The 15,126-nt window shown below is 64.9% G+C and carries 17 protein-coding genes; 10 read left to right on the top strand and 7 right to left on the bottom strand.

What is annotated here, in order from left to right; translation table 11 throughout:
- Positions 1–159 precede the first annotated feature (159 nt).
- A complete protein-coding gene (locus tag BM171_RS06230) occupies positions 160–468 on the top strand; it encodes a hypothetical protein (RefSeq protein WP_093009966.1) in 309 nt (102 codons plus the stop codon).
- Positions 469–487: 19 nt separating this feature from the next.
- Here the strand turns inward: BM171_RS06230 and BM171_RS06225 are convergent, their stop codons facing one another.
- The 5 genes from BM171_RS06225 to BM171_RS06205 form a co-directional block, all read right to left on the bottom strand.
- Positions 488–1,174, bottom strand: coding sequence for an ABC transporter ATP-binding protein (locus tag BM171_RS06225; protein WP_093009965.1), 687 nt, complete (start codon positions 1,172–1,174; stop codon positions 488–490).
- Positions 1,171–1,920 carry an ABC transporter ATP-binding protein gene (locus BM171_RS06220; protein ID WP_093009964.1) on the bottom strand — a complete coding sequence of 250 codons (750 nt, stop codon included), beginning with the start codon at positions 1,918–1,920 and terminating at the stop codon, positions 1,171–1,173. The genes BM171_RS06225 and BM171_RS06220 overlap by 4 nt, the downstream gene beginning before the upstream one ends.
- The gene (locus BM171_RS06215; protein WP_093009963.1) at positions 1,913–2,896 is read right to left on the bottom strand and encodes a branched-chain amino acid ABC transporter permease; all 984 of its coding nucleotides are present in this window, start codon (positions 2,894–2,896) and stop codon (positions 1,913–1,915) included. The genes BM171_RS06220 and BM171_RS06215 overlap by 8 nt, the downstream gene beginning before the upstream one ends.
- Entirely contained in the window at positions 2,893–3,813 is a 921-nt protein-coding gene (locus BM171_RS06210; RefSeq protein ID WP_093009962.1) for a branched-chain amino acid ABC transporter permease, read from the bottom strand. Before BM171_RS06210 ends, BM171_RS06215 begins: the two co-directional genes overlap by 4 nt.
- Positions 3,814–3,893: 80 nt before the next feature.
- Entirely contained in the window at positions 3,894–5,024 is a 1,131-nt protein-coding gene (locus BM171_RS06205) for an ABC transporter substrate-binding protein (protein ID WP_093009961.1), read from the bottom strand.
- A 235-nt stretch (positions 5,025–5,259) separates the two neighbouring features.
- On the opposite strand from BM171_RS06205, the gene BM171_RS06200 reads away from it, so the two are divergent.
- Positions 5,260–6,645: an NAD(P)-dependent oxidoreductase gene (locus BM171_RS06200; protein WP_093009960.1), complete on the top strand. Its 1,386-nt coding sequence runs from the start codon at positions 5,260–5,262 to the stop codon at positions 6,643–6,645.
- A gap of 54 nt (positions 6,646–6,699) precedes the next feature.
- A complete protein-coding gene (preA, locus tag BM171_RS06195) occupies positions 6,700–8,004 on the top strand; it encodes an NAD-dependent dihydropyrimidine dehydrogenase subunit PreA (RefSeq protein WP_093009959.1) in 1,305 nt (434 codons plus the stop codon).
- A 170-nt stretch (positions 8,005–8,174) separates the two neighbouring features.
- On the opposite strand, the gene BM171_RS06190 is transcribed toward preA, so the two are convergent.
- Both BM171_RS06190 and BM171_RS06185 read right to left on the bottom strand, forming a co-directional pair.
- Positions 8,175–8,411 (bottom strand): hypothetical protein, encoded by a 237-nt coding sequence (locus BM171_RS06190; protein ID WP_245760196.1) that lies wholly within the window; start codon positions 8,409–8,411, stop codon positions 8,175–8,177.
- 35 nt (positions 8,412–8,446) lie between these two features.
- Positions 8,447–9,082 carry a TetR family transcriptional regulator C-terminal domain-containing protein gene (locus BM171_RS06185; protein ID WP_093009958.1) on the bottom strand — a complete coding sequence of 212 codons (636 nt, stop codon included), beginning with the start codon at positions 9,080–9,082 and terminating at the stop codon, positions 8,447–8,449.
- 184 nt (positions 9,083–9,266) lie between these two features.
- Between BM171_RS06185 and BM171_RS06180 the strand changes: the two genes are divergently transcribed.
- The 7 genes from BM171_RS06180 (at position 9,267) to BM171_RS06150 (ending at position 15,126) form a co-directional block, all read left to right on the top strand.
- Complete coding sequence (locus BM171_RS06180; RefSeq protein ID WP_093009957.1) at positions 9,267–10,517, top strand: Zn-dependent hydrolase; 1,251 nt, start codon at positions 9,267–9,269, stop codon at positions 10,515–10,517.
- Positions 10,514–10,762: a hypothetical protein gene (locus BM171_RS06175; RefSeq protein ID WP_093009956.1), complete on the top strand. Its 249-nt coding sequence runs from the start codon at positions 10,514–10,516 to the stop codon at positions 10,760–10,762. The genes BM171_RS06180 and BM171_RS06175 overlap by 4 nt, the downstream gene beginning before the upstream one ends.
- Before the next feature lie 63 nt (positions 10,763–10,825).
- Positions 10,826–12,286: a dihydropyrimidinase gene (gene hydA / locus BM171_RS06170; protein ID WP_093009955.1), complete on the top strand. Its 1,461-nt coding sequence runs from the start codon at positions 10,826–10,828 to the stop codon at positions 12,284–12,286.
- Positions 12,286–12,933, top strand: coding sequence for a DUF2268 domain-containing putative Zn-dependent protease (locus BM171_RS06165; protein ID WP_093009954.1), 648 nt, complete (start codon positions 12,286–12,288; stop codon positions 12,931–12,933). Before hydA ends, BM171_RS06165 begins: the two co-directional genes overlap by 1 nt.
- Positions 12,930–13,712, top strand: coding sequence for an ABC transporter ATP-binding protein (locus tag BM171_RS06160; RefSeq protein ID WP_093009953.1), 783 nt, complete (start codon positions 12,930–12,932; stop codon positions 13,710–13,712). The genes BM171_RS06165 and BM171_RS06160 overlap by 4 nt, the downstream gene beginning before the upstream one ends.
- Entirely contained in the window at positions 13,709–14,128 is a 420-nt protein-coding gene (locus BM171_RS06155; RefSeq protein WP_093009952.1) for a GNAT family N-acetyltransferase, read from the top strand. The genes BM171_RS06160 and BM171_RS06155 overlap by 4 nt, the downstream gene beginning before the upstream one ends.
- Positions 14,125–15,126: an ABC transporter permease gene (locus BM171_RS06150; protein WP_093010115.1), complete on the top strand. Its 1,002-nt coding sequence runs from the start codon at positions 14,125–14,127 to the stop codon at positions 15,124–15,126. The genes BM171_RS06155 and BM171_RS06150 overlap by 4 nt, the downstream gene beginning before the upstream one ends.

The raw sequence follows: 15,126 nt of genomic DNA, 5'->3' as shown, positions 1-15,126 counted from the left end.
ATGAGAAAGTTCCGCGACACTTCGGAAAAAGTTTCGCGACAGAAACGTATCGATTGCGTGACGGTCCGGCGGGCAATCGCACGGGCGATAACGGAAAATTCGGGTCTTTTGTTATAAAAGTGTTACATACTGGACTGGTCAGCCCTTAGAGCCCTGAACATGAAGCGATTTGTCATTCCCGTTCTCGCGTGCCTCGCCGCATCGCCCGCCGCGGCGCAGGTGGCGGATGTTCTGTGCGATGCCGAGGACCGGCTCGAACGGAAGCTGACGCTCAGCTACGGGGCCGAACTCACCGGGCGCGGCCTGCGCGCGCCGGACGTGGTTCTCGAGATCTGGACCGTGCCGGAGACAGGCAAATGGACGCTCGTGCAGAGCTATGCCAACGGGCAATCCTGCATCGTGGCGATGGGAGAGGCTTGGGAAGGGCTGACACTGTCGGGCGCCGACGGGGCGTCGAAAGATCTCTGACCGCCGGTCGTGGCCACGATCACACCCCGATCAGTCGGCGCGCCGTTTCCTCGTCGAGGGCGTCCATCCGCCCAGACCAGACCGACCGCCCACGCTCCAGAATGACCGCGCGGCTTGCGATCCGGGCCATCTCGCGCAGCGCCTTGTCGATGACGAGGATCGCCATGCCCGAGGAGTGCCCGAGCTCGGCGATGGCCTGCCAGATTTCCTGCCGGACGAGAGGGGCGAGACCCTCGGTCGCCTCGTCGAGGATCAGAAGGCGCGGATTGGTCATCAGCGCGCGCCCGATGGCGAGCATCTGCTGCTCGCCGCCTGAAAGCGATGCCGCCCGCTGATCGCGGCGCTGGCCGAGCTTGGGCAGAAGTTCCTCGACGCGCGCCTGCGTCCACTCTCCGGGCCGCGCCGTCGCGACGAGGTTCTCCGACACCGTCAGATCGCGAAAGCAGCGCCGCCCCTCGGGCACGAGCCCGATCCCGAGCCGTGCGGCGCGATGGCTTGGCAACCGGTGCAGATCCGTCCCGCCGAGCCGCAGCGTGCCCTCCGACGCGATGATCCGGCAGATCGCCTTGACGGTTGTCGTCTTGCCCATGCCGTTCCGGCCCATCAGCGCGACGATCTCGCCCGCATCGATACTGAGGTCGACGCCGTGCAGCGCCTGCGTGACGCCGTAGCTTGCGGTCAGGTCTCGAATTTCGAGAAGGCTCATGCATCCTCCCCGAGATAGGCATCACGAACCTCGCGGCTGGCGCGGATCTCTGCGGCGGTGCCGGTGGCGATCACCCGTCCGTAAACGAGAACGCTGATCCGGTCGGCGAGCGCGAAGACCGCGTCCATGTCGTGCTCGACCAGAAGGATCGGCGCTTCGCTGCGAAGGCTGTCGAGAAAGCCCGTGAGAAGCCGTGAGCCCTCGGCCCCGAGGCCCGCCATCGGCTCGTCCATGATGAAGGCGTGCGGGGAGAGTGTCAGAGCGACGGCCACCTCGAGCTGGCGGCGCTGCCCGTGGCTGAGCTCGGCACAACGCTTGCCTGCATCATCTGCAAGCCCGACGCGCCTCAGCGCTTCCTCGGCCCGCATCCGCAAGTCCGCATCCCAGAGCGCGGGACGCCAGAAACGCCACGGCTTGCCGCTCGCGCCCATCGCGCCGAGGACCGCGTTCTGAAGGACGGTATCCTCCATCGCGAGCGCGGAGATCTGGAAGGTGCGGCCAAGCCCCGCCCGTGCCCGTGCCGCCGTGCCCGCATGGGTCACGTCTTGGCCCAGCAGCGTGACGCTGCCCGCATCGGGCTGGGTGCGCCCCGAGATGAGATCGATCAGCGTCGACTTTCCCGCGCCGTTCGGGCCGATGATGGCGTGGATCTCACCTTGCCTCAGATCAAGGGAAACGCTATCCGTCGCCTTCAGCGCGCCGAAGCTCTTTTGCAGGTTCGTCGTGGTGAGGATCGGATCAGGCATCGGGCCGTGCCTTTCCGCAAAAGAGCCCGACCACGCCGCCGCGCGCGAAGAGCACGATCACCAACAGGATCGCGCCGAGGATCACGTGCCAGAAATCGGTGATGTCGCCGAGAACATGTTCGAGCGTCACGAACAGACCCGCGCCGATGAGCGGGCCCATCAGCCGCCCGACACCGCCGAGGATGACAAGCACGATCAGCTCGCCCGAGAACTGCCAGGAGAACATTGTCGGGCTCACGAACCGGTTGAGATCGGCGAAGAGCGCGCCCGCGAGGCCGGTCATCATGCCCGAGAGAACGAAGGCCACGAGCTTGAGCCGCACCGGATCGAGCCCGACCGTCTCGACCCTCTGGGGCACCTGCCGCGCGGCCCCGAGCGCAAGGCCGAAGGGCGAACGGGCGAGCCGCCAGAAGACCAGAAGCGCAAGACAGAGGAGCGTCGCGCAGAGGCCGAAGAACTGGATCGGGTCAAGCGTGTTCAGGCCGGGAAAGTCGTTTCGAACATAGATCGACAACCCGTCCTCGCCCCCATAGGCGCGCCAGGAGATCGCGAAGTAGTAGAACATCTGCCCGAAGGCGAGCGTGATCATGATGAAATAAACACCGCTCGTCCTGAGCGACAGAAGCCCGACCAAGACCGCCGCAATGCCAGATGCGACCAGCGCCACCAGCCAGATCACCGGCATGGACTTCGTGCCCGCGATCTCGAAGCCGCCAAGCTGCATCGGCGTATAGGTTTGCGCGTGGAAAGCCAGGACACCCATCGCGTAGCCGCCGATCCCGAAGAAGATCGCATGGCCGAGGCTGACGAGACCGCCCAGCCCGAGCGCGATATTGAGGCCGGTAGCCGCGAGCGCGAGGATTGCGGCGCGCGTCGCGAGCGTGATGGTGAAGGGCTCGTCCATGATCAGCGCCCAGGCGGGCACCGCGAAGAACAGCATCAGCACCGCGATGTTGAGGTGGCGTTCGGGGATCATGCGGCCCGCCCAAACAATCCGGTGGGCCGCCAGATCAGAACGAGGCTCATGAGGATGTAGATCGCCATCGAGGCGAGGGCCGACCCGGCCTGCGTCGCCGTCGAGGCGTCGGTGAACAGCTTGAAGATCTCGGGCAGGAAAATGCCGCCCAGCGTGTCCGTGAGCCCGACCAGTAGCGCGCCGATGAACGCGCCCTTGATAGAGCCGATCCCGCCGATCACGATGACCACGAAGGCGAGGATCAGCACCGGCTCACCCATGCCGACCTGCACCGACTGGATCGCGCCGACCAACGCCCCGGCAAGCCCGGCCAAAAGCGCGCCAAGCGCGAAGATGCCCGTGTAAAGCCGTGAGATATCGACGCCCAGCGCCGCGATCATCTCCCTGTCGTCGCGGCCCGCGCGGATCTGCATTCCGATCCTCGTGCGCTCGATCAGTGCCCAGAGCGCGAGGCCCACGGTAAGCCCGATCCCGATCAGCACGAGCCGGTAGAGCGGGTAGGCGATGCCGCCAGGCAGCGTCACGGTGCCCGACAGGGCCTCCGGAATGTCGAGGTAGAGCGGAAAGGAACCGAACACCCAGCGCGTCCCCTCCGAGAAGATCAGGATCAGCGCGAAGGTTGCGAGTACCTGGTCGAGGTGATCGGCGGCGTAGAGCCTGCGGATGACGACCATCTCCACGAGCGCGCCGGCAAGCGCTGCGGCGGCCATCGCGGCGACGAGCGCCAGCAGGAACGATCCGGTCAGCCCTGCGACCCAGGCCGCCGCGAAGGCCCCGATCATGTAGAGCGAGCCATGCGCGAGGTTGATGAGGCCCATCACGCCGAAGATCAGCGTGAGGCCCGCCGCCATGAGAAACAGCATGACGCCGAATTGCAGGCCGTTGATGACCTGTTCGATGACGAGGATCGTGGACATGGAAAGCGGACTCGGCAGGCGGAGTGGACGGCGGGGTCAGATCGGACGGGCAGGGGCGCGAGGCCCCCGCCCGAGCCGGCTCACATCTGGCACTCGGCGGCGTAGGCGTCCGCGTGATCTTCGAGCGCGGTGCCGATGATGCGGTTGGTGAAGACGTCGTCCTCCTGGATAACCTCGCGCGCATAGATGTCCTGCACCGGATGGTGGTTCGGCCCGAATGCAAAGTCGCCGCGCGTGCTGTCGAAATTCGCCGCGCGCAGCGCCTCGCGGAAGGCGTCCGGGTCTTCGGACGGATCCGCCACGTCGAGCGCCGAGATCAAAAGGTTCGCTGTGTCGAAACCCTGGCTCGCATAGAGCGACGGCAGGCGGCCGTATTCCGCCTCGAAGCTTTCGACGAAGGCGGCATTGGTCTCGTTCTCGATGTCCTTGGACCATTGCGAGGTGTTCACGACGCCGAGCGCGGCGTCGCCCACCGCCTGCAGGATTCCCTGGTCGAACGAGAAGGCGGGCCCGATCACCGGCAGCTCGACGCCGCTATCGGCATATTGCTTCAGGAACGAGATCCCCATGCCGCCAGGCAGGAAAAAGAAGACGCTGTCGGCACCCGACGCCCGGATCTGGGCAATTTCGGCGGCATAGTCGGTCTGGCCGAGATCGGTGTAGATCTCGCCCGCGAGGTCGCCCTCGTACATCCGCTTGTAGCCGGTCAGTGCATCCTGTCCTGCCGGATAGTTCGGCGCGAGGATGAAGCTGTTGGAGTAGCCTGTCTCGTTCGCCCATGCGCCCGCGGCTTCGTGCAGGTTGTCGTTCTGCCAGGCGACATTGAAGTAGTTCTCGTGGCAGCCTTGCCCTGCAAGCTGCGAGGGCCCGGCATTGGGCGAGAGGTAGAAGACGCCTTGCGCGACCGCGCCCGGCACGACCGCCATCGCGAGGTTCGACCAGATGATTCCGGTCATGATGTCCACGCGCTCGGACTGGATCATCCGGTCGGCGATCCGCACGGCGGCATCCGGCGCGCGCTCGTCATCCTCGATGACCATCTCGATGTCGTCACGACCGGCTTGCTCGAGTGCCAGCAGGAAGCCGTCGCGCACATCGATCCCGAGGCCTGCGCCGCCGCCCGACAGAGTCGTGATCATGCCGACCTTCACATCGGCCGCCGCCATCGAGGAGATCGCGCAGAGCGCAGCTCCCAGCATCCATTTCTTCATCTCGTCCCTCCCTGTTTTCGGTGTTGCGGACGATTGTTAGTCGGATGCCGGGCAGGGCGCTACCCCCAGGGATGCGCGCGTTTGCGGGCGCATTGACGATTGGTGATGGAAAAACGGGCAATTCGAGCGTCTCGAGGAGCGACGCAGGCCGGAAAAATGCCACTGAGAAAATTTACCGTTTGATAAAAAAAATTTCCGTGGCAGGCTTCCTGCAAGAATAAACAGGAGGGAACCAATGGCCGACCCGCTCACGCCGGGCATCGTGCCCGGGCGAATGCCCGGCGACGAGATTGCCGAGAACTTCGCCGATCTGCACAAGCCGCTCGATCCGCACGAGGCGGCCGTTGCCGCCGATCGCTGCTATTTCTGCTATGACGCGCCCTGCGTCACAGCCTGCCCGACCGAGATCGACATTCCGCTCTTCATCCGGCAGATCGCGACCGGACAGGCCGAGGCAGCGGGGCGGACGATATTTGACCAGAATATCCTCGGCGGCATGTGCGCGCGCGTCTGCCCGACAGAGGATCTGTGCGAAGGCGCCTGCGTGCGTGAGATCGCCGAAGGCAAGCCCGTGGAGATCGGCCGCCTCCAGCGCCATGCAACCGACGCGCTGATGGCCCGGCAGAGCCATCCCTATTCCCGCGCGCCCGAGACCGGCAAGCGTGTCGCGGTCGTCGGGGCAGGGCCCGCGGGTCTTGCCTGCGCGCATCGCCTCGCGATGAAGGGTCACTCCGTGACGATCTTCGAGGCCAAGGAAAAGCCGGGCGGGCTCAATGAATTCGGTATCGCCGCCTACAAGTCGACAGATGATTTCGCGCAGAAGGAAGTGGCCTGGCTGGTCCAGATCGGCGGGATTTCGATGGAATATGGCAAGGCGCTCGGTCGCGATCTGTCGCTCGACGGGCTCGCCGCGGAGCATGACGCGGTCTTTCTCGGTGTCGGTCTCGCCGACGTGAACGCATTGGATGTCGACGGCGCGGATCGTGGCGGCGTCGACGCCGCCGTCGATTTCATCGCCGAGCTGCGCCAGTCTCCGGATCTCTCCTCCCTGCCGGTGGGGCGCAACGTGGTGGTGATCGGCGGCGGCATGACGGCCATCGACGCGGGCGTACAGGCCAAGCTCCTCGGGGCGGAGAACGTCACGATCGCCTATCGCCGGGGTAAGGACCGGATGGGCGCGTCGCGCTACGAGCAGGATCTTGCGACGTCCAGGGGCGTGCGGATTGTCTGCAACGCCCAGCCCAAGGCCATTCACGGCAACGGTGCCGCCGCCGAGATCGAGCTCGAATACACCGCCGATGACGGGTCGGGACTGAAGGGCACGGGCGAGACCTTGCGCCTGCCGGCGGATCAGGTGTTCCGCGCCATCGGCCAGACGCTGGTTCCGGTAGATGGGCTCGAGATGGATGGCCGCAAGATCAGTGTCTCCGCGACGGGCCGCACGTCGAAAGCCGGGATCTGGGCGGGCGGCGATTGCACGCCGGGCGAGGATCTCACCGTGGTCGCCGTCGCCGAAGGACGCGATGCGGCCGAGGATATTCACGCCGAGCTGATGGGTGTGGCCGCCACTGCGACCGGCGCACGTCTCGGTGAGGCCGCGCGGGGTGCGGCGGCGGAATGATTGCCGCGGCATCGCTCTGGCACAGAATAACAGATCCCAGGAGGGAACACGGATATGGCTGATCTGACGACCGATTTCGTGGGCATCAAGAGCCCCAACCCGTTCTGGCTGGCCTCCGCGCCGCCGACTGACAAGGAATACAACGTGCGCCGCGCCTTCGAGGCGGGCTGGGGCGGCGTCGTCTGGAAGACGCTCGGCGCCGAGGGACCGCCCGTCGTCAACGTGAACGGCCCGCGTTACGGCGCGATCTACGGTGCGGACCGGCGGCTTCTGGGTCTCAACAATATCGAGCTCATCACCGATCGTCCGCTCGAGGTGAACCTCGAGGAGATGGCGCGGGTGAAGGCGGATTATCCCGACCGCGCCCTCATCGCCTCGATCATGGTGCCCTGCGAGGAGGCCGCCTGGAAAGCGATCCTGCCGCGCGTCGCCGAAACCGGTGCGGACGGGATCGAGCTGAATTTCGGCTGCCCGCACGGGATGAGCGAGCGGGGCATGGGCTCGGCTGTCGGTCAGGTGCCGGAATACATCGAGATGGTCACGCGCTGGTGCAAGGAATATTACGACAGGCCGGTGATCGTGAAACTCACGCCGAACATCACCGACATCCGCAAGCCGGCCGAGGCGGCACGGAACGGCGGGGCGGATGCCGTCTCCCTCATCAACACGATCAACTCGATCACCTCGGTCGATCTCGATCAGATGTGCCCGCAGCCGACCATCGATGGCAAGGGAAGCCACGGCGGCTATTGCGGCCCGGCGGTCAAGCCGATCGCGCTGTCGATGGTGTCTGAGATCGCGCGCGCCGAGGCGACGCGCGGCATGCCTATCTCGGGTATCGGCGGCGTGACGACCTGGCGCGATGCGGCGGAGTTCATGGCGCTTGGCTGCGGCAACGTGCAGGTCTGCACCGCTGCGATGACCTACGGGTTCCGCATCGTGGAGGAGATGACACGCGGTTTGTCTGCCTGGATGGATGAGAAAGGGTATACCAGCACCGCAGAGATCGTCGGCCGCGCCGTGCCCAATGTCACCGACTGGCAATATCTCAATCTGAACTACGTCACGAAGGCGCGCATCGACCAGGATGCCTGCATCCAGTGCGGCCGGTGCTACGCGGCGTGCGAGGACACCTCGCACCAGGCGATCGCGATGAAGCCCGGTCGCGTGTTCGAGGTGGTCGACGAAGAATGCGTTGCCTGCAATCTCTGTGTGGACGTCTGTCCCGTCGAGGACTGCATCACGATGGTCGAACTGGAGCCAGGGGCCACCGATCCGCGGACGGGCCGCGTGGTCGAGTCCGAATACGCCAATTGGACGACCCATCCGAACAACCCCGCGGCACAGGCGGCGGAGTGATATCCTTCCCGTCCTGGTCGTGCGCAAGACGCGCGGCCGGGACGGCAGTGGCGTCAGCGGCGTCATGGGAAGCGGTAGATGATGCTGTCGCACGGGCAGAAAGTTGCCCAAGATTGATAAAATTAGATAATTTTATCAATACGATCTTAGATAAGATCGTCATTAACGGGTCATACATGAACGACCATTCGGCCCGAATTGCAGATCACGATGAATTGCCCCCCGCATTCCAGCAGGTGAAATCCACGCAACTGCACTTCGCGCTTGAACGGCTCCCGTCCGATCATCCGATCCACGTCCCGCACCGATCGCCGCACCACGCCGCCTTTGTGGACGGCCTGGGCCCCGAAAAGCTGAGCCAGCCATTGGTCCCGGGTCTGGCTGGAGGTGACGCGCGTCATCTGCATGTGCCGACCCTACCGCGCGCGACCTGAAGATTTCGTTAATCGGCGCCTGGCTCGAGCATGGGCGCAAAGACCGCATCGACATGCCGCCGTGCGCGCGCCCAATGCGCGTCACGCGGGACAAGCGTGTCGATCTGCGCTTCGAAATCCGCGTAATGCTGCGTCACCGCCCAGATCGTCATCAGGAAGTGCTCCGCGTCTATCGGTGCGATCCGTCGCGTGCTCACCCAGCCTCGAATGAGCGCGCATTTCTCGTCGAAAAGCGGTTTCAGCTCGCTCTCGAGGTGAGGACCCATCCGGGGCGCCCCTTGCAGGATTTCGTTGGCGAAGAGGCGACTCTCTCGCGGCATCGTCCGGCTCATCTCGAGCTTGGCATGAATGTAATCCATGAGCGCGGCTTTCGGCTCCGCGGTCTGGCCGAGTGCGCGCAGCGGGGCGATCCAAGTTTCCATCAGTGCGCCCAGCAGCGCAACGTGGATCGCTTCCTTGCCGTCGAAATAATACAGGATGTTCGGCTTCGACATGCCCGCCCGCTCGGCAATCTGGTCGAGTGTCGCGCCGCGGAAGCCATGCGCCGAGAACACGTCGAGCGCCGCATCGAGGATGCGCGTTCTGTTCCGCTCCTGAATGCGGCTGCGGCCTTTGGCCGGAAGCGCGGTGCCGTCTGCGGCCATAGGGTTATTCCGATGATGACATGTTGTGCAAAGGCGATAAGCTTTAATCAGTCAATCCGGTCTTTCCGTCCCGGGTGAACTTGACAGGACCGGGGGGCATTGCAATCGTGCCTTGACCAAATGGTAAAAAACAGATGCCGCCCCGGTCAAGCAGGGCGCCGGCACGAGACAACAGGGATGTGACATGGCAGCACCGGGCGAGAACCTCAGGATCGATGGCGACCGTCTCTGGGACAGCATCATGGAGATGGCGAAGATCGGCCCGGGTGTCGCAGGCGGCAACAATCGCCAGACGCTGACCGATGACGACGCGAAGGGCCGCGCGCTGTTCCAGTCCTGGTGCGAGGCGGCGGGCTGCACGATGGGCCTTGATACGATGGGCAACATGTTCGCCCGGCGCGAGGGCACCGATCCCGACGCGCTGCCGGTTTATGTGGGCTCGCATCTCGACACGCAGCCGACGGGCGGGAAATACGATGGCGTGCTCGGCGTGCTGGGCGGTCTCGAAGTCGTGCGGACGCTCAACGATCTCGGAATCAAGACCAAGCACCCGATCGTCGTGACGAACTGGACGAACGAGGAAGGCACGCGCTTCGCTCCGGCCATGCTGGCCTCCGGCGTCTTCGCCGGGGTGCATCAACAGGACTGGGCCGAAGACCGGCAAGACGCCGAGGGGAAGCGGTTCGGCGACGAGCTCGACCGCATCGGCTGGCGCGGCGAGGAACCGGTGGGCTCGCGCAAGATGCATGCCTTCTTCGAGCTGCATATCGAACAGGGTCCGATCCTCGAAGCCGAAGGCAAGGATATCGGCGTTGTCACGCATGGGCAGGGGCTTTGGTGGCTGCAGGTCACCCTCACCGGCAAGGACGCGCATACCGGCTCGACGCCGATGGAAATGCGGGTCAATGCCGGGCTCGGCATGGCGCGGATCACCGAGGCGGTGCACCAGATCGCGATGGATCATCTTCCGAATGCCGTGGGCGCGGTGGGGCAGGCGAACGTCTATCCCAACTCGCGCAACGTGATCCCCGGAAAGGCGGTCTTCACCATCGATTTCCGCTCGCCGGACCTCGAGAAGCTGACATCGATGCGCGAGCGCCTCGAACGCGAAGCCGCCCAGATCGCCGAAGATCTCGGTCTCGGCCTCGAGATCGAGCCGGTCGGCCATTTCGACCCTGTGACGTTCGACGAGGGCTGCGTCTCGGCGGTCAGGGATGCGGCGGAACGTCTTGGCTACTCGCATGGTGACATCGTCTCGGGCGCGGGTCATGACGCCTGCTGGATCAACCAGGTCGCTCCGACGGCGATGGTCATGTGTCCTTGCGTCGATGGTCTGTCTCATAACGAGGCTGAAGAGATCACCAAGGACTGGGCGAGCGCCGGTGCGGACGTTCTGATGCATGCGGTCGTCGAAACCGCGGAGATCGTGGAATGAAAATCGTCCTCGGCTTCGCGCTCTGCCTCGTCGCGGCAGGCTGCGGCCGGTTCGGCGGAGGCGGGGGTGGCGATGGACCGCTGCGGATCCTGGCCGACGGCACCGCGATCCTGAGCGACACGTCCGAGGCGCAGCTCATCGTCGACGCGCGCGGCTGCCAGTCGGTCGTGCCGGCGAATGGCGACCCTGCCGAGCCTGTCACCGATGCGGACGGCAACCAGGTCTGCATCGATGCCGGCGCATAGCGCGCGCAACCTGACTTCTCCGCATGCCCCGGCGCATGCGCGGCAACCAAAAGGGAGAGCCCCATGACCAAGGTCATCAAGAACGGCACAATCGTCACCGCCGACCGCACCTGGAAGGCGGACATCCTCATCGAGGGCGAGACGATCAAGCAGATTGGCGAAGACCTCAAGGGCGATGAATATATCGACGCCGAAGGGGCTTACGTGATCCCCGGCGGGATCGACCCGCATACCCATCTCGAGATGCCCTTCATGGGCACCACCGCCGCCGAGACCTTCGAGACAGGCACCTGGGCGGCGGCCTGCGGCGGCACGACCATGCTTGTCGATTTCTGCCTGCCGGGCGCGGATGGCTCGATCAAGAACGCGATCAACGAATGGCACCGCAAGTCGGCGCCGCAGATCTGCTCGGATATCGGCTACCACATGGCGGTGACGGGCTGGAACGAGACGATCTTCGACGAGATGAAGGACGCCGTCGACATGGGTGTCAACTCGTTCAAGCATTTCATGGCCTACAAGGGCGCGCTGATGATCGAGGACGACGAGATGTTCGCCTCCTTCAAGCGTTGCAAGGAGCTCGGCGCGCTGCCGATGGTCCATGCCGAAAACGGCGATCTTGTCGCGGACATGCAGCAGCAGATGCTCGAGCAGGGCATCACCGGCCCCGAGGGCCATGCCTATTCTCGTCCGCCCGAATTCGAGGGCGAGGCCGCGAACCGCGCGATCACCATCGCCGATGCGGCGGGCGTGCCGCTCTACATCGTGCACGTCTCCTGCGAGCAGGCGCATGAAGCGATCCGCCGTGCACGCCAGAAGGGGATGCGCGTCTACGGCGAGCCGCTCGCGCAATTCCTGACGCTCGACGAGAGCGAGTATTTCAACAAGGATTGGGACCATGCCGCGCGCCGCGTGATGTCGCCGCCGTTCCGCAACAAGGAACATCAGGACAGCCTCTGGGCCGGTTTGCAGGCGGGCTCGCTGCAAGTGGTCGCAACCGACCATGCGGCCTTCTCGACCGAGCAGAAGCGCATGGGCGTCGGCGATTTCACCAAGATCCCGAACGGCTCCAACGGCCTCGAAGAGCGTCTCGGCGTTCTGTGGACCGAAGGTGTCGAGACGGGCCGCCTGACGATGAACGAATTCGTCGCGGTCACGTCCTCGAACGTTGCCAAGATCCTGAACATCTACCCCAAGAAAGGCGCCATCGTGGAAGGTGCGGATGCCGATATCGTGGTCTGGGATCCCTCGATCACCAAGACGATCAGCGCGTCCAATCATCATTCTATCCTCGATTACAATGTCTTCGAGGGCTTCGAGGTGAAAGCGCAGCCGCGCTACACGATCAGCAGGGGCGAGGTCATCTGGGCCTGGGGTCAGAATTCCCAGCCGCAGCCCGGTCGCGGCCGCTTCGTTCCGCGTCCGGCCTTCCCCTCGGCGCATACGGCGCTGTCGAAGTGGAAGGCGCTGACCGCGCCCAAGCAGATCCACCGCGACCCGATGAACATTCCGGCGGGGATCTGATGCCCGACCACTGGATTGTCCATCTCGCCGATGCGCGCGGCCGGCTTTCCCCGAAGGAAGCCGAGATCCGCGACGCCATCGACCGGGCCGAGGCGCGAGTCCTCGAAGCTGGAGGGATGTCCGATATCGACATCATCGTGGAGGACATCCCGGGCGGAGTCATCGAAGAGATGGGGTTAGCGGGCTTCTCGCCCTCGGGCTGGACGATCCGGCTGATATGCGATCCCGGCAATCCCAATTTCGAAGGCAATCTCGGCGAACCTTTGGAGCGCATGATCGCGCACGAGGCGAACCATACGATCCGCTGGCGCACGCAGGGATATGGCCGCACGCTCGGCGAAGCGTTGGTCACCGAGGGGCTAGCTGGCCGCTACGTGCACGCGATCTTCGACAGCGCGCCCGAGATATTCGAAGCGCCGCGCGACGGTGATCTCGATGCGCTCGGCGATGCGCTGGAGCAATGGGCCGCGCCTTACGATCACGCCGAATGGTTTTTCGGCACGAAAGATCGCCCGATGTGGCTTGGATACAGACTCGGGTATCGGATCGTGGCGCAGCACATCGCGGCTACCGGCACTCCGGTACGTGAATTGACAGACGCGCCCGCCGCCGAGTTCAAGGACAGCGCAAGGAGACTTGCCGCATGACTGCCCAACCCGTGATCCGCGCCAAGGATCTCAACCTCACGTTCCAGACCAATGACGGCCCGGTTCATGCGCTGAAGGATGTTGACCTAGACGTGTCCAAAGGCGAGTTCGTCTCCTTCATCGGCCCTTCAGGCTGCGGCAAGACCACGTTCCTGCGCTGCGTTGCGGGGCTCGAGACGCCGACGGGCGGCAGCCTGACCGTGGACGGCATGACGCCCGATGAGGCCCGCAAGGCGCGCGCTTACGGCTATGTCTTCCAGGCGGCGGGGCTTTATCCCTGGCGCACCATCGGCGGCAATATCCGCCTGCCGCTCGAGATCATGGGCTATTCGTCCTCCGAGAAGGCGCGGCGGGTGAAGGAAACGCTGGAACTCGTTGATCTGGCAGGATTCGAGAAGAAATATCCCTGGCAGCTTTCGGGCGGGATGCAGCAGCGCGCCTCGATTGCCCGCGCGCTCAGTTTCGACGCGCCGATCCTTTTGATGGACGAGCCCTTCGGTGCGCTCGACGAGATCGTGCGCGACAGGCTGAACGAGGAGCTTCTGAAGCTCTGGGACCGGACCCAGAAGACCATGCTCTTCGTGACGCATTCGATCCCCGAGGCGGTGTATCTGTCGACCAAGATCGTTGTGATGAGCCCGCGTCCGGGCCGCATCTCGGACGTGATCGACAGCCCGCTGCCGAAAGAGCGCCCGCTCGATATCCGCGACAGCCGCGAATTCATCGAGGTCGCGCACCGCGTCCGCGAGGGCCTGCGCGCCGGTATGGAGGTGGCATGATCGTGCGGCCCGTCACCCAGGAGGATGTGCCCGCCTGCGCCGCCATCGTCCGGCGCTGGCTCGACAGCATCGACTGGATGCCGGCCTCGCCCAGCGAAGCGGAGCTGCGCGGCTATCTTGCCGAAGGGTTTCCGAACCGCGAGGTCTGGGTCTACGGCACACCGGCCGAGGGGTATCTCTCGCTCGATCCCGAGCGCTGCCATATCAGCGGCTTTTACGTAGCAGAGCCGGGCCGGGGCCGGGGGCGCGCGCTACTCGACCGGGCCAAGTCGGGCCGCACGCGGCTCAGCCTCAACAGCCACGAGGCGAACGAGCAGGCGCATCGCTTCTATGCCCGTGAAGGGTTTGTCGAAGTGGCCCGCGGGCTCGAGGGCAATGACGGTATTCCCGAGATCCGGATGGAGTGGCGCGCATGAGCAATACCGCCCCACTTGCAGCGCAGGGCGCAGGTGTCGGCCGGTCGGGGCGGGTCGCGCTCTGGGCGCGCGGTTTCTCGCGCGGGCTCGCGCCGGTTCTGACCGTCGTCGCGGCGATCCTCGCGCTCTGGTATCTCGCCTGCATTCCGATGAACGCGCCGCAATCGGTGCTGACGGCCTCGCGTGCCGATATCGCGGTCGACCCTGAAAGCCCGTCCGACCGGCGCGGCATGTCGGGCACTGCGCTCGCGCTTCGCAATCCCGGCGTCGCCTTGAGCTATGCCTATGTGCAGGACCGCCCCAAATTGCCCGCGCCGCACCAGGTGTCGGTGGAACTCTGGAACTCGACCGCCGTTCTCGCGCCGACCTCGCCGCGCAGCCTGATCTACCACGCCTGGGTTACGCTCTCGGCCACCGCGCTCGGCTTTGCCATCGGCACGGGGCTGGGCATCCTTCTGGCGGTCGGGATCGTGCATAGCCGGGTCATGGACATGAGCGTGATGCCCTGGGCGATCATCAGCCAGACGATCCCGATCATCGCCATCGCGCCGATGATTATCGTCGTTCTCTATTCCGTGGGAATACAGGGCCTGATCCCGAAGGCGGTGATCTCGGCCTATCTGTCCTTCTTCCCGGTGATCGTCGGCATGGTGAAGGGTCTCAGAAGCCCCGATTCCATGCAGCTCGATCTTCTCCGGACCTATGGCGCGAAAAAATCCGAGATGTTCTGGAAGCTGCGGCTGCCCTCGTCGATGCCCTATCTCTTCGCCTCGCTGAAGATCGGCTTCGCGGCCTCGCTCGTGGGCGCGATCGTGGGAGAGTTGCCCACGGGCGCGAGCGCGGGGCTCGGCGCACGGCTGCTCGCGGGCAGCTATTACGGGCAGACGATCCAGATCTGGTCCGCGCTCTTCGCCGCGGCGATCCTCGCGGCCCTGTCGGTCGGGCTGATCGGCGCGCTCGAGCGCGTGCTTCTGCGGCGCATGGGGATGCAGCAATGA

This window comes from Roseivivax halotolerans (assembly GCF_900115815.1).
Taxonomy (GTDB): domain Bacteria; phylum Pseudomonadota; class Alphaproteobacteria; order Rhodobacterales; family Rhodobacteraceae; genus Roseivivax; species Roseivivax halotolerans.
This window is presented reverse-complemented; position numbering and strand designations above follow the sequence as displayed.

Coding starts and splice junctions, on each gene's coding strand:
- BM171_RS06230 (WP_093009966.1), top strand. CDS start 160: ATGAAGCGATTTGTCATTCCCGTTCTCGCGTGCCTCGCCGCATCGCCC.
- BM171_RS06225 (WP_093009965.1), bottom strand. CDS start 1,174: ATGAGCCTTCTCGAAATTCGAGACCTGACCGCAAGCTACGGCGTCACG.
- BM171_RS06220 (WP_093009964.1), bottom strand. CDS start 1,920: ATGCCTGATCCGATCCTCACCACGACGAACCTGCAAAAGAGCTTCGGC.
- BM171_RS06215 (WP_093009963.1), bottom strand. CDS start 2,896: ATGATCCCCGAACGCCACCTCAACATCGCGGTGCTGATGCTGTTCTTC.
- BM171_RS06210 (WP_093009962.1), bottom strand. CDS start 3,813: ATGTCCACGATCCTCGTCATCGAACAGGTCATCAACGGCCTGCAATTC.
- BM171_RS06205 (WP_093009961.1), bottom strand. CDS start 5,024: ATGAAGAAATGGATGCTGGGAGCTGCGCTCTGCGCGATCTCCTCGATG.
- BM171_RS06200 (WP_093009960.1), top strand. CDS start 5,260: ATGGCCGACCCGCTCACGCCGGGCATCGTGCCCGGGCGAATGCCCGGC.
- preA (WP_093009959.1), top strand. CDS start 6,700: ATGGCTGATCTGACGACCGATTTCGTGGGCATCAAGAGCCCCAACCCG.
- BM171_RS06190 (WP_245760196.1), bottom strand. CDS start 8,411: ATGCAGATGACGCGCGTCACCTCCAGCCAGACCCGGGACCAATGGCTG.
- BM171_RS06185 (WP_093009958.1), bottom strand. CDS start 9,082: ATGGCCGCAGACGGCACCGCGCTTCCGGCCAAAGGCCGCAGCCGCATT.
- BM171_RS06180 (WP_093009957.1), top strand. CDS start 9,267: ATGGCAGCACCGGGCGAGAACCTCAGGATCGATGGCGACCGTCTCTGG.
- BM171_RS06175 (WP_093009956.1), top strand. CDS start 10,514: ATGAAAATCGTCCTCGGCTTCGCGCTCTGCCTCGTCGCGGCAGGCTGC.
- hydA (WP_093009955.1), top strand. CDS start 10,826: ATGACCAAGGTCATCAAGAACGGCACAATCGTCACCGCCGACCGCACC.
- BM171_RS06165 (WP_093009954.1), top strand. CDS start 12,286: ATGCCCGACCACTGGATTGTCCATCTCGCCGATGCGCGCGGCCGGCTT.
- BM171_RS06160 (WP_093009953.1), top strand. CDS start 12,930: ATGACTGCCCAACCCGTGATCCGCGCCAAGGATCTCAACCTCACGTTC.
- BM171_RS06155 (WP_093009952.1), top strand. CDS start 13,709: ATGATCGTGCGGCCCGTCACCCAGGAGGATGTGCCCGCCTGCGCCGCC.
- BM171_RS06150 (WP_093010115.1), top strand. CDS start 14,125: ATGAGCAATACCGCCCCACTTGCAGCGCAGGGCGCAGGTGTCGGCCGG.